Origin of the sequence: Arcanobacterium haemolyticum DSM 20595, from assembly GCF_000092365.1 — a bacterium.
Lineage (GTDB): Bacteria > Actinomycetota > Actinomycetes > Actinomycetales > Actinomycetaceae > Arcanobacterium > Arcanobacterium haemolyticum.
Genome location: NC_014218.1, coordinates 615,555 through 629,829, shown reverse-complemented (window position 1 = coordinate 629,829; position 14,275 = coordinate 615,555). Strand labels below are relative to the sequence as shown.

At 51.4% G+C, this 14,275-nt stretch carries 14 protein-coding genes, 2 tRNA genes and 1 pseudogene; 4 read left to right on the top strand and 13 right to left on the bottom strand.

Going from position 1 to position 14,275, the window contains the following annotated elements:
• Positions 1–99 precede the first annotated feature (99 nt).
• Positions 100–1,926: an AMP-dependent synthetase/ligase gene (locus ARCH_RS02795; protein ID WP_013169787.1), complete on the top strand. Its 1,827-nt coding sequence runs from the start codon at positions 100–102 to the stop codon at positions 1,924–1,926.
• A gap of 76 nt (positions 1,927–2,002) precedes the next feature.
• On the opposite strand, the gene ARCH_RS02790 is transcribed toward ARCH_RS02795, so the two are convergent.
• From ARCH_RS02790 to ARCH_RS02755, 8 genes are all read right to left on the bottom strand, one after another.
• Positions 2,003–2,782 (bottom strand): inositol monophosphatase family protein, encoded by a 780-nt coding sequence (locus ARCH_RS02790; protein WP_013169786.1) that lies wholly within the window; start codon positions 2,780–2,782, stop codon positions 2,003–2,005.
• A gap of 27 nt (positions 2,783–2,809) precedes the next feature.
• Positions 2,810–4,210, bottom strand: coding sequence for a hexose-6-phosphate:phosphate antiporter (gene uhpT, locus ARCH_RS02785; protein ID WP_013169785.1), 1,401 nt, complete (start codon positions 4,208–4,210; stop codon positions 2,810–2,812).
• 205 nt (positions 4,211–4,415) lie between these two features.
• Complete coding sequence (locus ARCH_RS02780) at positions 4,416–5,432, bottom strand: LacI family DNA-binding transcriptional regulator (RefSeq protein WP_138975052.1); 1,017 nt, start codon at positions 5,430–5,432, stop codon at positions 4,416–4,418.
• Positions 5,433–5,468: 36 nt separating this feature from the next.
• Complete coding sequence (clpX, locus tag ARCH_RS02775; RefSeq protein WP_013169783.1) at positions 5,469–6,737, bottom strand: ATP-dependent Clp protease ATP-binding subunit ClpX; 1,269 nt, start codon at positions 6,735–6,737, stop codon at positions 5,469–5,471.
• Between the two features lie 164 nt (positions 6,738–6,901).
• On the bottom strand, positions 6,902–7,582 hold the full coding sequence (locus tag ARCH_RS02770; protein ID WP_013169782.1) for an ATP-dependent Clp protease proteolytic subunit: 681 nt from the start codon (positions 7,580–7,582) through the stop codon (positions 6,902–6,904).
• Positions 7,583–7,596: 14 nt separating this feature from the next.
• Positions 7,597–8,313 carry an ATP-dependent Clp protease proteolytic subunit gene (locus ARCH_RS02765; protein ID WP_013169781.1) on the bottom strand — a complete coding sequence of 239 codons (717 nt, stop codon included), beginning with the start codon at positions 8,311–8,313 and terminating at the stop codon, positions 7,597–7,599.
• A 135-nt stretch (positions 8,314–8,448) separates the two neighbouring features.
• Positions 8,449–9,987, bottom strand: a complete 1,539-nt coding sequence (tig, locus tag ARCH_RS02760) for a trigger factor (RefSeq protein WP_013169780.1) — start codon at positions 9,985–9,987, stop codon at positions 8,449–8,451.
• Positions 9,988–10,732: 745 nt separating this feature from the next.
• Positions 10,733–10,809 (bottom strand) — tRNA-Pro (locus tag ARCH_RS02755).
• 141 nt (positions 10,810–10,950) lie between these two features.
• Between ARCH_RS02755 and ARCH_RS02750 the strand changes: the two genes are divergently transcribed.
• Positions 10,951–11,021: transfer RNA gene (locus ARCH_RS02750), tRNA-Gly, on the top strand.
• 210 nt (positions 11,022–11,231) lie between these two features.
• Positions 11,232–11,318, top strand: a pseudogene (locus tag ARCH_RS10440) (LPXTG cell wall anchor domain-containing protein); the annotation flags it as partial.
• A gap of 126 nt (positions 11,319–11,444) precedes the next feature.
• On the opposite strand, the gene rpmG reads toward ARCH_RS10440, so the two are convergent.
• From rpmG to rpsN, 4 genes are read right to left on the bottom strand one after another with little or no spacing between them, the layout of a single operon-like run.
• Positions 11,445–11,612, bottom strand: coding sequence for a 50S ribosomal protein L33 (gene rpmG, locus ARCH_RS02745; RefSeq protein ID WP_013169779.1), 168 nt, complete (start codon positions 11,610–11,612; stop codon positions 11,445–11,447).
• 7 nt (positions 11,613–11,619) lie between these two features.
• Positions 11,620–11,853 carry a 50S ribosomal protein L28 gene (gene rpmB / locus ARCH_RS02740; protein WP_013169778.1) on the bottom strand — a complete coding sequence of 78 codons (234 nt, stop codon included), beginning with the start codon at positions 11,851–11,853 and terminating at the stop codon, positions 11,620–11,622.
• Positions 11,853–11,975: a type B 50S ribosomal protein L36 gene (ykgO, locus tag ARCH_RS09620; protein WP_013169777.1), complete on the bottom strand. Its 123-nt coding sequence runs from the start codon at positions 11,973–11,975 to the stop codon at positions 11,853–11,855. The genes rpmB and ykgO overlap by 1 nt, the downstream gene beginning before the upstream one ends.
• A gap of 15 nt (positions 11,976–11,990) precedes the next feature.
• A complete protein-coding gene (gene rpsN, locus ARCH_RS02735) occupies positions 11,991–12,296 on the bottom strand; it encodes a 30S ribosomal protein S14 (RefSeq protein WP_013169776.1) in 306 nt (101 codons plus the stop codon).
• Positions 12,297–12,391: 95 nt separating this feature from the next.
• On the opposite strand from rpsN, the gene ARCH_RS02730 reads away from it, so the two are divergent.
• The gene (locus tag ARCH_RS02730) at positions 12,392–13,447 is read left to right on the top strand and encodes a CobW C-terminal domain-containing protein (protein WP_013169775.1); all 1,056 of its coding nucleotides are present in this window, start codon (positions 12,392–12,394) and stop codon (positions 13,445–13,447) included.
• Here ARCH_RS02730 and ARCH_RS10185 read toward each other — a convergent pair.
• Positions 13,444–13,968: a YdcF family protein gene (locus tag ARCH_RS10185; RefSeq protein ID WP_049765806.1), complete on the bottom strand. Its 525-nt coding sequence runs from the start codon at positions 13,966–13,968 to the stop codon at positions 13,444–13,446. The two genes, ARCH_RS02730 and ARCH_RS10185, sit on opposite strands and share 4 nt — an antisense overlap.
• Between the last annotated feature and the right edge of the window lie 307 nt (positions 13,969–14,275).

Genomic DNA, 14,275 nt, shown 5'->3' with positions numbered 1-14,275 from the left:
CTAAAGAAAGATTGCCGTAAATCACGCGGTTAAAATGTCACCACAACCTCTAAACTTACGGTATCGTAAGGATAGGTAATGTTTTAAGGAAGGATAACCGTGAGCAAGTTTATTGAAGATGAGGGCGTTGCTTTCATCCCCGGACTCGTCAAAATCTCCGAAAGCATGACAGTTCCAGGAACCATCCGCCGCTTCGGTGAAGAACGCGCGAAACAAGTTGTGATCGAACGTAAATCCAACCTAGGCAACAACTGGGTCCCAGTCACCTGGCACCAACTCATCGAAGAAGTACGCGCACTTGCCCGCGGGTTCATCGCCATGGGCGTCAAACCAGGCGATTGCATCGCAATCATGGCACACACGTCCTACGAATGGACCCTCTTCGATTTCGCCATCCAATTCGCAGGCGCTCACTCCATCCCAATCTATGAAACCTCCTCCACATCGCAAGCAGAATGGATCGTTGAAGATGCCAACATTCGCTTCGCCGTGGTTGAAAACCGAGGAATGTATAACGTACTTTCCCCCGTCCTAGCCAAATTCGATCACTTCGAAGATATTTTCGTGATTTCCGAAGATGCCCAGGGGCGAATCTCCGATCGCGGCTCTATGGCAGACGATCACATCATCGACGAACGTATCGATTCTCTTAAGGCCGACGATCTCTGGACCGTCATCTACACCTCCGGCACCACCGGCCGTCCAAAGGGCGCCGAACTCACCCACCGCAACGTGCTTCATGTTGCCATGAACGGCCCGATCGATGAAGGCCTCACTAACGTGATCTCCTACAAGGGATCCCGTACCCTGCTCTTCCTGCCACAAGCCCACGTGTTCGCGCGCTTTATTAACCTTGTTGCCATGTTCGCCAACGCCACAGTCGGATATTGCGACACGAAGAACCTCGTGGCAGACATGCAATCGTTTAAGCCAACCTTCATCCTGGCTGTTCCGCGTATCTTCGAAAAGATCTACAATTCTGCTGATGCGAAGGCTGGCAAGGGCGTGAAACTGCGCTTGTTCCGTACGTTCGCCAAGGTAGCTATCGAATATTCGCGTGCACTCGGCACGCCAGAAGGACCATCCGCCAAGCTTTCTGCCCAGCACCGTCTAGGTGACAAGCTGGTGTACTCCAAGCTACGTGAAATCACGGGCGGCAAGTTGCGATACGCGATTTCGGGCGGTGCACCATTAGGCGAACGCCTCGGTTCATTCTTCCGCGGCATCGGCTTGACTGTACTGGAAGGCTACGGCCTAACCGAAACCTCTGCCCCAACCACGGTGAACCGTTCGAACGCCATGCGCGTTGGGTCTGTTGGCCCAGCCTACCCAGGCTGCTACGTGAAGATCGCTGAGGATGGCGAAATCCTTATCAAGGGTGATCACGTATTCCGTGGCTACCGCAACAACCCCGAAGCCACGAAGGCCGCCTTCACTGAAGACGGCTGGTTCCGCACCGGCGATATTGGCCGTATTGACGACGACGATTTCGTTTGGATCACCGGCCGCAAGAAGGAACTGATCGTTACTGCGGGTGGTAAGAATGTGGCTCCAGCTGAACTTGAAGATCGTTTGCGCTCCCACCCGATCATTTCGCAGGTGGTTGTTGTTGGCGATCAGAAGCCGTTCATCGGCGCGCTTGTAACGCTGGACGCTGAGGCGCTGCCACAGTGGCTAGCTAACCACAACCTCCCATCCATGACCGTGGCTGATGCGGTGAAGGATCCGCAAGTGTTCGCGGCTATCGATCGTGCAGTGAAGCGCGTGAATGAAAAGGTTTCCCGCGCAGAATCCATCCGCAAGTTCACGATCCTCCCAACGGATTTCACGGTAGAGAATGGATACCTCACCCCATCGCTCAAGCTAAAGCGCAATGTTGTTCTTGAAGCGTTCGCGGGTAAGGTCCGGGAGATCTACGGCGAATAATTGGGTTGGCTTTCTTTAACCGTACGCTGATATGTGGGACGATTAGCACAAGCTAATCGTCCCACATATCGTTATCTCACGGTTGAACAATCAGACGCTGATGAATTCCAGAATGAACCTTTGGCCATCCCGCAAGAATCGATCCTTTATATCGAACATCCAAAGGAGTCCCATCAATCCGAGTGATGTTGACTCCGGTTTCCTGACAGATTAAGAGCGCAGCAGCTATGTCCCACGGAGACACCCAAAGGTGAACAAAGGCACCTGCACGAGAGGACGCCACTTCAACCAGTTCCAAGGCTGCAGAACCATAGCGCCTATGCCCACGCGATTCTCGTAAAATTTCTTCGAGCCGCGGAAGAGCACATATTTCTTTAAGATCTGTAATGATAACTACGTCTGTGTAGTCTCGATCGTCTTGGACCTCAGAAATGGCCTCGTCGTTACAGTAGGCTCCTTCACCTCGAATAGCCGTATATATTTTCGCTCCAGCAACATCTGCTACAACAGCTACCACTGGTATACCGTTTTCACATAGTGCCAATGAGATAGCATAATCTCGATGAGTTTCTATATAATTCATCGTCCCGTCAATCGGATCGAGCACCCAGACCCGCCCCGAAAATGTATCGATCGTATGGCTCTCTTCCCCAAGGAGCGGATAGCCTGTTTTCTCTGTAAGGCGTTCTGCAATATATTCTTCGATTTCTTTATCGACTGCCGTAACCAGATCGTTTCGTGATGTTTTGGTAGAGACAGCAAGCTTCATGCCAGGATTCGATGCAATGTTACTTGCCTCTTTCACAACGTCGATTGCTATGTCACGTAAGTTTCTATGAGTTAGATCGGTATTCATAACCCCTCCTATGTTAATTGCAAACTATCACACGGCAGAATTTCGCTTATCCTCACGCAACATTCGTTCTTCAAAAAATGCGACGATAGACAAGCATACTAATCCAAGGCAAGCCGAGATGATGAGCACAGTGAAGGTTGAGCCCCAACCGTGAAAAACATGCCCAAATAGTGTCAGACCGTCCTTTTGGGGATCTGCGATACGTCCTAATAGAACTTTTGCCATCGAATCGCCGAAGACGTACCCAAATGCTCTAGGAACTGCATTGACCACAACAGTGGCATTTTTCGGTGCGAAACCAATGACACAAATTCCGATCAGAGTGACCGGTCCAAAAATTAAGAAGCCGATAAAGAATAGTGCAGAATAAACCACTACCGGAGTCGTAGCATATGAGTATAGCCAAATGGGGAAAATAACTAACGCAATACCGATGGCTGCGGTAAATGCGCGACGTCCGCCGAGTTTATCGGAGAAATATCCCCAGAGAAGCGAGCCGCATAAGCCACCAATTTCCAACGCGAATGTTGTATTTACAGCTGTGTACTGAGAAAAGCCAAGCTCACTTTGAGTATAGAGAACATTCCAATTATCAATACCAATACGGACCGTATAGGCTGCAACATTAGCAATACATAACAACCATACGGCCGGGTTCTTCACAACATATCGATAGAGAATTTGTCCCTTAGTCATCTCTGTTGACACGGTATCTACATGTGCCCGTGGCTCATCAAAAATCTCTTCTGGGGTGTTCCAGCCTAATTCTGCAGGATCATCTTTTCCATAATAGTAGGCCCAGATTCCGATTGGGATGGCAACAACACCTGGAACGATGAACATTCCCGCAACAGATCCTTCAAAAAAAGTATTAGCTCCCCATACGGCTAAAATTCCTGCGATCATTGCACCTAAGTTGTGAGACGCATTCCACCATCCGATAAAACGTCCGCGCATTTTTCGTGGAGTCCACCGGTTCATTGTTGAGTTCGAGCAAGGGCCTCCTGGCGCTTGAAATAGGCCATTAATTGACCATAGTAAGATCAAAAATCCGTACGGATGACGCATCGTCATAAGTACAAGGCCAATAATGACCGATAAAAGTCCGGCCGCAGTAACTAAGAATCCCAGTGCTTTCTTCGTGTTTTTCCCGTCAAAGTAGAAGCCCAAAAACAGACCGCCAAACCCATACGTTAAAGAGAATGCGAATCCGATTAGCCCTAGCTCTGTCGTTGAGAATCCAGCCTGGCTCATCAATTCCGGTTGAGCTGCTTTAAAGTTTGTGCGAAGAAGATAAAATGCTCCGTATCCGATCACGAGCACAGAATAAACTTTGACAAATTCAGACAGCCACTTTTTCCGTTGCTCGCGCAGAGCAAGTCCTGCTGATTCGCGTCTATTTATGGCAAAGAGAGTACGTTTTTTCATGCGCCTACAACTCCTTTGTTGTATCTTTCTCTTCATTGAGAATGAATGAACATGACATTTACACGTCACGATGTGACACTTAAATAATATTCAAACGATTGAATAGAGTCAATAAGCAAATTCTAATTGTTCAGACATACAGAATTAAGGTTTTACAAATAGGTAAAATGCGCATCTCCGATTGAGCCAATGCGCTATCGTCTCATCAACGACGACGTGTACTGCCCCGAATCACCGCATACCCATCAACGCGATGTTGACACGTTTCAATCTGTGCTTTCGATCTACGCTCAATCACTCGTTTAATAGCGATCTGGGAAATAGAGTGTGCTCTCCGATCAATTGATGTGAGATCGAAAGCGCGAGATTTCGCAATAGACGAATTGTCACAACCTGCAACTGCCACATACTCAGGCACGCGAATTCCAGAACGTACCAATGCCATGACTGCTCCTTGAGCACATTGATCGTTATAGCAAATAAGAGCAACCGGATCGTGTATATCGCGCAACATGTCGCGCCTATCCGGTAGGAGATTCTGGCTCATCAGCTCATGAACTGACTGGTATCCATCATCAACCTGGTTTCCGGCTGCAACCCGTTTAACACCTATGCCCTCTCGGGCGGCAGCAGCATCTAATGCGCTCTTCCTCACTTGTGCCGAAATACCATCAGGACCATCAAGATAAAAAACCTTACGATATCCCTGTTCTTTTAGATGCGCAAGAAGTTCTTCCATGCCCCGTTCATTTGACGATGTCACTAAATCGGTGTTGATCCATGGCGACCATTGCCCAATAACAAGCGAAGGCTCAAGACTTTCCGGTACTTGAGCTAACGAATACGGATTGACAACAATCGTGTCACTAATTCGGAATTGTGCTAAACGCTCAAGAGCCTCTTTATATCCACCAGAAACTCCAACATCCTCAGCAACGATGTGATATCCATACTCGCTTGCAACCTGCTGCATGTGCAACACGTATTCGGAATGAAGCTCTTGGGTCAATTCCGCCACAACACCAATGATCCGCGGATGGTTAGTCCGCAATAACGCGCCAGTGATATCGGGGCGATATCCCAGATCGTTAGCTATAGAACGAACCTGTTCTTTCGTTTCTAACGTTAATCTAGGATCGTCACGTAACGCGAGAGAAACTGTGGATACTGAAATATTCAGATGCTCTGCGATATCCCGCATCGTCACTCGCGATTGTTTCACTACCCCAACCTTCTATTCCAGTTTCCCTCCGGTTGCTCAAGCAGTCTGTCCCTTAGCGCCGCGAAGAACACAGCGCGGCTCAGCATCCCCGGCTACAACATCTTCGTCGATAACAACCCGTTCCACATCATCGCGCGACGGGATGTCGAACATGAGCTCGCGCAACAGGTTTTCCATAATAGAGCGAAGACCGCGTGCTCCGGTGCCTCGGGCGATCGCTTCCTCGGCGATCGCCCGCAACGCGGCCGGCGTCATATCCAGAATCACCCCGTCTAGAGCGAACATTTTTTGGTACTGCTTGAGCAGGGCATTCTTGGGGGTGGTGAGGATTTGTACGAGGTCGTCTACGGTGAGTTCTTCAACGTTGGTGATGATTGGCAGGCGCCCGATGAGTTCGGGGATGATGCCGAATTTGTGGAGATCTTCCGGCGTGACCTCGCGGAAGACTTCTGCTCCGTGATCGGCTTCATGTAGTTTGGCGCCAAACCCGATGCCTCGCCGCCCGGTGCGTGAGGAAACAATATCTTCCATCCCGGCAAACGCCCCGGCAACGATGAACAGCACGTTGGACGTATCGATGTCGATGAATTCTTGTTGCGGGTGTTTGCGCCCGCCCTGCGGAGGCACGGATGCAACGGTTCCTTCGATGATTTTTAGGAGGGCTTGCTGCACGCCTTCGCCCGATACGTCGCGGGTGATGGATGGATTTTCAGATTTGCGGGAGATTTTGTCGATTTCGTCGATGTAGATGATGCCACGTTGGGCGCGTTCGACGTCGTCTCCTGCCGCCTGGATGAGTTTGAGCAGGATGTTTTCTACGTCTTCACCTACGTATCCGGCTTCAGTGAGCGCGGTGGCGTCAGCAATTGCGAATGGAACATCGAGCATTTTGGCGAGCGATTGTGCCAGATAGGTTTTCCCGGTTCCAGTTGGCCCCATCAGGAGGATGTTGGACTTGCCGATTTCAACGTCGTTTGGTGATTGCTTCGCGAGCGATGAGCCTTGTTGTGAGCGGATTCGCTTGTAGTGGTTGTACACTGCCACAGCGAGTGTTCGTTTGGCGCGTTCTTGCCCTACCACGTATTGGTTGAGGAATTCGAAGATCTCGGCGGGTTTTGGTAGCGGTTTTTCATCATGTTTTTGGGCATCGTTGCCAAATTCTTCTTCGATGATTTCATTACAGAGTTCGATACACTCGTTGCAAATGTAGACTCCCGATCCTGTGATGAGCTTGCGCACCTGGCGCTGGCTTTTTTGGCAGAAGGAACACTTGAGGGTGTCTGCCGCGTCGGCCGTGCGTGTCACGGGAAGTCTCCATTCGTTGCAAGTTTTGTTCAGCTTCTATTCCACACCATATTTGGCGCGGTGGGAAGTGTTTGGGTTTTGGGCGTGTATTGGACAACGACGACGGGGCCAAACGTTACGTCCAGCCCCGTCACCTTGGGTTTATGCATGTTGTTCTGTGCTAATCACTGTGCAATTTGTGGGTTTACGGCTTTGCGTGAGGTAAGTACCTGATCGACCAGGCCGTATTCCTTGGCTTGCTGTGCTGTGAGGATCTTGTCACGGGCAATATCCTTCTTGATAAGTTCACGATCACGGCCGCTGTGTGCGGCGAGTGTATCGATCAGCCAGTCGTTCATACGATCGATTTCATCTGCCACGATGGCGATGTCGGAAGCTTGGCCTTGAACGCCTTCCATGGCTGGCTGGTGGATGAGCACCCGCGCGTTTGGCAGCGCGAGGCGGCGGCCTGGTGCGCCAGCAGCAAGAAGGACTGCTGCCGCGGAGGCTGCTTGGCCAAGGCATACTGTCTGGATCTGTGGCTTGATGTATTGCATCGTGTCGTAGATCGCGGTGAGCGCAGTGAAGGATCCACCTGGCGAGTTGATGTACATGGTGATTGGCGATTCTGGATCGATTGATTCCAAGACGAGCAACTGTGCCATGACGTCGTCAGCAGAGGCATCGTCCACCTGAACACCAAGGAACACGATGCGATCTTCAAATAGCTTCGCGTATGGATCTTGGCGCTTGTAGCCGTATGGTGTGCGCTCTTCAAAGTTTGGGAGGATGTAGCGGTTGGATGGCATCATTGGTGCGGTGCCGCCTGGCATCATTGAGCCCATCATCTGATTCGGGTTGATCATGTGCGTGTCCTTCCTCAGTTTTCGCCTAGTTCGGCTGCATTGCGGTCTACTCCGCCGCCGCCAACTACGGATGATGAGTCTTCGATAATGTGATCCACGAAGCCGTATTCGAGTGCTTCGCGTGCGGTGAACCAGTGGTCACGATCGGAGTCAACGAGGATCTGTTCTACGGACTTTCCAGTGTGCTTCGCGTTGAGTTCGGAAAGTTCCTGCTTCATTTGAAGGATGAGATCGGCGTTGATACGGATTTCGGTTGCGGTACCGCCAGCGCCACCGAGTGGCTGGTGCATCAGGACACGGGTGTGTGGGGTGATGTAACGCTTGCCCTTGGCGCCTGCCGTGAGGAGGAACTGCCCCATGGATGCCGCAAGGCCCATGCCCACGGTTGCCACGTCTGGCTTGATGTATTGCATGGTGTCGAAAATTGCCATACCTGCGGTAACGGAGCCGCCTGGCGAGTTGATGTAGAGGTAGATGTCTTTTTCTGGATCCTCAGCGGCAAGCAAGAGCAGCTGGGCGCAGATCATGTTGGCGTTCTCATCCTTGACCTGATCGCCAAGCCAGATGATGCGCTCTTTGAGGAGTCGGTTGTAGATTGAATCGCCGAGTCCGAGGCCGTTGGAGCTGCCTCCGGCGAGCTGTGGCGTGGTAGTCACGTATTCCCCTTCGTTGTGGCGTTTATGCCGTGCTTCTTCATGAGTGGCGTTAGAGGCAGAAAAGTTTTCTTGCATGGCGCTCACACATCCATATATGAGAGTACCGTGCTACCGGTCTTCTTTCCTTGATTGCCCATCACTTTTCGCTCATGGCGTTGGAAGATGAGGGAAGGGCCGCGCGAACGCGGCCCTTCCCCGTGGCACTAATAATCAGTCAGCAAGTGCCATGATGGTCTTGCGGGCCTTGCCAGCCTTTTCGGCGTCGAGTACGCGTGCCTTTTCGGCGTCGTCAGCAGATTCGATGTAGGCAATGACTTCGTCAACCTTGTGAGCGGATGGATCGAATTCGCCAGCTTCAGCAGTAGCTTCAGCCTTCTCCTCTACCTTGTCAGCCTTCTTTTCGGACTTGGCAACAACCTTGACTTTCTTTTCCTGTGCGGAGAAGTCTGGCACGGTTTCGCCTTCTGGAGCTTCGCCGAGGATGTCGGTTACGTCAATGACGGTGCCGTTTTCGTCCTCAACCTTTGCCAAACGCAGAGCTGCGATGAGGCCCTTGTTGCGGGCGATTTCGCCGGCGAATGCGCCGATCTGGTTGGTCTGTGCTGCAGCCTGGATGAACTGGTTTGGATCCATGCCGTACATCTGTGCCTGGGACACGAGGAACTCGATGAGTTCGTCTTGTGCAACGTCAACGTTGAATGCCTTGGCGTATGCGTCAAGGAGAAGCTGGGTGCGGAGTGCTCCTTCAACTTCGCCACGGATTTCTTCGCCGTGAGCGTCGTCTGCTTCCTTGCCTTCGCGTTCGAGGTGGTTCTTCACTTCTTCAGCAACAACGGATTCTGGGAGTGGGAACTGGACGGCTTCGAGCAGCGCGTCAGCAAGCTTCTGGGTGCCTTCTGCCACGGCGTCGTTGCCCTTGTTCTTGCCTGCAGCCTTACGCAGGTCTTCCTTGAGTTCGTCGAGGGTGTCGAATTCGGAAGCGAGCTGAGCGAATTCGTCGTCGGCTTCTGGAAGAACGGATTCCTTGACGGTGTGAACGGTGATCTTGACCTGTGCTTCTTCACCTTCGTGTGCGCCACCCATGAGCTTGGCGGTGAATTCAACTTCGTCGCCAGCCTTTGCGCCGGTGAGGGCTTCGTCCTGACCAGCGAGCATGTTGCCTTCGCCAATCTTGTAGGAGATGCCTGCAACGTCGTCGATTTCTTCGCCGTCGATCGTGGCAACCATATCGATGGTCACGTGATCGCCCTTGGCTGCTGCACGCTCAACAGTGTTGAGTGTTGCGAAACGTTCGCGGAGGGCGTCGAGTTCTGCGTCAACGTCAGCGTCAGAAACCTCAACGGACGCAACCTTCACGGTGAGCGTGGCTGGGTCTGCGAGGATGATTTCTGGGCGTACATCAACTTCAACGGTGAACTTGAGGGCGGTGGTGTCACCCTTGCCCTTCATTTCTGGGACTTCGTCGATAGCGATTTCTGGGCGGGACATTGGGAACACGTCAGCTTCGGCAACGGCCTGCTGGTAGTACTTGTCCATACCATCGTTGATGGCCTGTTCAATGATGTAGCCCTTGCCGATCTTGGCTTCGAGGATGCGGCGTGGCGCGTGACCTGGGCGGAAGCCTGGAATGTTGACCTGCTTTGCGAGGGTCTTGGCGGCCTTCTCGTATTCTGGGGCAAATTCTTCAGCCGTTACTTCGACGGCAAGCTTGACGCGGGTCTCGCTGAGGTACTCAACGGAATTCTTCACTGGGATTTCTCCACTCACGTTTGTCGGGGGCCGAAGCCCATTGGGTTCGCCGCGGTGGCGAACGTCTGATCGAGGCGCGAGGCTTTCATTTCCAGCCTTTAACGTAACGACGCCGGAGGGGCACGTTGCGTTTGCGCATACCGTTCCATGATAAAACATTCCGAGGTTTTATAGTGAGTTCGCACGCATGAATGTAGACACAGAATATGAATGGAGCCAATGATCCTTCATCTCCTTTAGGAGTGACCGAAAGATGGTGCCCCTATCTACACAACCAGTCGATTAACTAGGGACTAGCTTTCCTATATATAAGGAATAAGAATCTACGCACAAACATTAATAAAAACCTCTTTAGGGTAACTCATTGCTATTTATGAGAGAGCGAAGACGCAGAAGAGACCGTGAGAGTCTCAGCAATATATTATTCATTTCCCTGAAAGGATCTGGTAAGAAGATTCCTTACATCTTACCTTTCAGATCTTTCAGCAGTTCCTCAACAACTTTCCCACCAGACCACCAGTGAGTGATTTTAGAGTATGCGCCCGCTCTATGAGCGATAGGAAAATCAGAAGAATCTCAGGCGTAGCCACTAGTTCTAGCTATGGCACAAGCAAGAGAAAGTGTCCCCTACCGGACACATGGCGCGAAACATCCACACCCAAAAACAGCCACCCCACCCGAAAACACCAGACCAAAACATAAAAAGTCCCCCGACATATGTGCGCATATGTCGGGGGACTTCACATGGTCGGGATAGCGGGATTTGAACCCACGACCTTCCGCTCCCAAAGCGGACGCGCTACCAACCTGCGCTATATCCCGTCTGCTCTAAAAACTTTAGACAAGTTTTTTCAAAAAACCTAATCAGATTCATTTTTGAGGCTCGGATCACGTTGAAGCGGGATTTTTTGCATCCCTAGAATGGAACCTGCTATTATTACGGAGTCGGTTTAGGCCGGCAAAGCGAGTGTAGCTTAATGGTAAAGCCTCTGCCTTCCAAGCAGATGACGCGAGTTCGATTCTCGTCACTCGCTCTTTTCATACCCTTTCACTTATCTCCTGAAGAATTCCCGCGAGACCACTCCGCTTGTTTGCGAGTTCACACATTTTACACGGCACCCCAACACCCGGACTTTTCCTTAACTTCTCAAGGCTTCTGCCGTGATCAGTCAACTTAACATTGTGAGACACCCCTTGAAGAACTTCAAGAAGAGTGCCGCGCTAAGAAGGGCGAACTCGCCAAGACCGGCGTTACCGTTGGCGCACTTGCAGGCGTTGCGGCCCTCGCAACCCTTGGCGGTGCAGCAGCTCTCCGCCGCCGCAACCACTGACAACCGGCAGCTCTCATTTCTTCTCGTACTAGAAGAAAACGTCTAACCCGCACGTAAACTAGAGCATGTTTGAGGCCCGCAGGATTTCCTGCGGGCCTCATCAACACCACGAAAGATCAAGCAGTATCAGCGTGATTCCTTGAATTCAACATGTTTGCGCACAACCGGATCATACTTCTTAAGCACCATACGATCTGGGGTGTTGCGGCGGTTTTTCTTGGTCACATAGGTGTAACCAGTACCCGCTGTTGAGACGAGCTTGATAATCGGACGGACGTCAGCTGCCTTAGCCATTTTTACCTCACAATTCTCCGCGTCGCTTTAAATCAGCAACAACAGATTCGATCCCCTTAGAATCGATAGTCTTGATACCCTTCGCAGAAACAGTCAAGGAGATTGTCCGCTTCAACGATGGAACATAATACTTCTTGGTTTGCAGATTTGGATTAAAACGGCGGCTAGTGCGCTTATGTGAATGCGAAACCGTTTTACCAAACTGCGGCTTACGGCCGGTAACCTGGCAGTATGTGGCCATTATCCTTGCCTTCCCTTAAATTTCGGGTTCAATTTATTGATGACGTACACGCGGCCATGCCGGCGAACCACTTTAGAACCTGGCTGATTTTTCAGACTTTTTAACGATGCACGGACTTTCATTATTCCGGTCCCCTTTCACCAGGACGACTTGGTGATGCCTGGCAAAAGGCCTTCGTGGGCCATCTTGCGGAAACGCACGCGGGAAAGCCCGAATTTTCCAACAAAACCACGCGGGCGGCCATCAACCACGTCACGGTTACGCAACCGTGTTGGGGATGCGTTTCGCGGTAGGGCATGCAATTTCGCCATCGCAGCCTCGCGTTCTTCCGCGGACAAATTTACGTCCACAGACGCCTTTTTAAGTTCTGCTCGGCGCTCCGCATACTTTGCTACAGTTTCACGCCGGCGCTGATCGGCTACGATCTTGGATCGCTTTGCCATCTACATCACCTCTTGAGAATTGTTCTCACATATTTACTCTGCAATAATAGAGAATAGTTCTCATTAATACAACTGCTGTCCACCGAAAGGGCGATATGAACACGCACACTCTTCACGTGATTTCCTGTACCGATCCCCTGCTCACCGATGTCCTTGGGCTCGCGTTAAACACCGATCCTTCCGCTACGTGGCACGCACGTATTGAGATTAACGACGACGAAGCTGACCACATCGGCATTCTCTCCATCACATCCGCTACCGGCGATCGCTTCACCACAAACCTGAATGGAAGTTGCATCACCTGTGCTGTGCGAGCCGGCATGATCGAATTCCTAGAGGGCGCCACAAGTAACGATCACTACTTCTTCCTTCCCGCAGGAATCGAATTAGCACACCTCTGCCCCGGTTTAGCTAATGAGCTACACGCTATCAACATGCAACTCGGAACAGTCATGCACGCTATTGATTCAACTAACGCCACCACCGAACTTCTCACCCATATTCCAGTGGCTGAACACGAAGCAGGACTGACTCCAGATGACGAACGGTGCCTTGCCGAAATCCATGCCCTTAACTTAGGATATGCAGATCTTATCCTCCTAACCGGCGGACATGATACTCAAGGTGGCGAACTGGTAGAGCATCTGCGGGCACACGATACCCTCATGGCCGATCCATTCGAAGATAACATCCTTGCCATCACGCAAGGAATTACACACGATCCACACGCAGCACTCGAACGCATCCACCCCGCCACCGTGCAAGCTTGGGGTGGCCCAGATGGCCACGGAACGTGGACTCTTGACCTCACTTCGGAACGCGCATTCCATCCAGAGCGCCTGTTCGATTTCGCAGAAAGCCTTGGAAGCCATGGCGTGTGTGCACGTGGTTGCTTCTGGCTAGCCTCCCGCCCGTCCACTATTTGCTCTTGGGATGCTTTAGGTGGCCAAGTTGCGATTTCATCCGCAGGAGAATGGGACGCCTCAGAAGCCCACACTCATATCATTATTGTGGGAATTGGCGATTCGTCAGTCACAGACGCAATCGAAGCAGGCTTCATGAGTGCGCTTGCAACGCAAGAAGAAATGCTCTTCTCAGAAGTAGAAGACGGGCTCGATCAGTGGCTCGGTTCCCAAACACCTAACTACTAAACCTGGAGCAACACAATCATCACAGTGAATCCTCCAATGAGCGCTGTGTGAAGTTTCCAGTTAAACATCATCGATGCCACAAACTCCCGCAAAAACGCGGTAGGAATATAGTACATCGCGGTTGGGGCGCCAAAAACATTCCAATCAAGCCCCAACCTGCGCGCAAAACCACCCGCACGCAACGCATGATAATTGCTGGTTACCACAGCGACCTTCTGCCCATCCCCTAACTCGGATTCGATAAAGGCTAAGCTGAAGCAAAGATTCTGCTGCGTCGTCGTCGATTTATCTTCCTTCAACAAACGAAACTCGCCCGGCGCAACGCTCTCCACATACCGTGCCATCGCCTCCGCTTCAGAAACCACTTCATCAGGCCCCTGCCCGCCAGAACACACAATCGTTCCCGCACCCGCAGACCGCGCAACCGCAATCCCACGATCCAAACGCGACGCAAGCAGTGGACTCACACGCTCCCCAATCAGACCGGCGCCCAAAACCACGGACACATACCACACTGTCACGATGATAATTGGGGCTGATTACTCCACTGGAACATGTTCCAGACCACCAAGCCATACCCAGCAAACACAGCCAACCCAGCAAATAACGGCAACGAATGCGAAACTGAAACCCCTCACGCTTCATCACATAATAACCATTCACAACAAGCGCAAAACTCACCAAAAAAACGAGAAAAATACTCGCCGCCACACCGCCAAAACCCAGAACTACCCCCAGCATGCGAACTCATGTTATAAAGCAAAGCCGTGCCATACAACCACATCATCACCAAACCAAGAAGAAGAATTTTGCCTGTATTGCGCTGGC

Bases quoted from the DNA above. Each gene is read 5' to 3' on its own strand.
- ARCH_RS02790 (WP_013169786.1), bottom strand. From the start codon at position 2,782: ATGAATACCGATCTAACTCATAGAAACTTACGTGACATAGCAATCGAC.
- ARCH_RS02770 (WP_013169782.1), bottom strand. From the start codon at position 7,582: ATGATCAACCCGAATCAGATGATGGGCTCAATGATGCCAGGCGGCACC.
- rpsN (WP_013169776.1), bottom strand. From the start codon at position 12,296: ATGGCAAAGCGATCCAAGATCGTAGCCGATCAGCGCCGGCGTGAAACT.
- ARCH_RS02730 (WP_013169775.1), top strand. From the start codon at position 12,392: ATGAACACGCACACTCTTCACGTGATTTCCTGTACCGATCCCCTGCTC.
- rpmB (WP_013169778.1), bottom strand. From the start codon at position 11,853: ATGGCCACATACTGCCAGGTTACCGGCCGTAAGCCGCAGTTTGGTAAA.
- rpmG (WP_013169779.1), bottom strand. From the start codon at position 11,612: ATGGCTAAGGCAGCTGACGTCCGTCCGATTATCAAGCTCGTCTCAACA.
- ARCH_RS02765 (WP_013169781.1), bottom strand. From the start codon at position 8,313: ATGCAAGAAAACTTTTCTGCCTCTAACGCCACTCATGAAGAAGCACGG.
- uhpT (WP_013169785.1), bottom strand. From the start codon at position 4,210: ATGAAAAAACGTACTCTCTTTGCCATAAATAGACGCGAATCAGCAGGA.
- ykgO (WP_013169777.1), bottom strand. From the start codon at position 11,975: ATGAAAGTCCGTGCATCGTTAAAAAGTCTGAAAAATCAGCCAGGTTCT.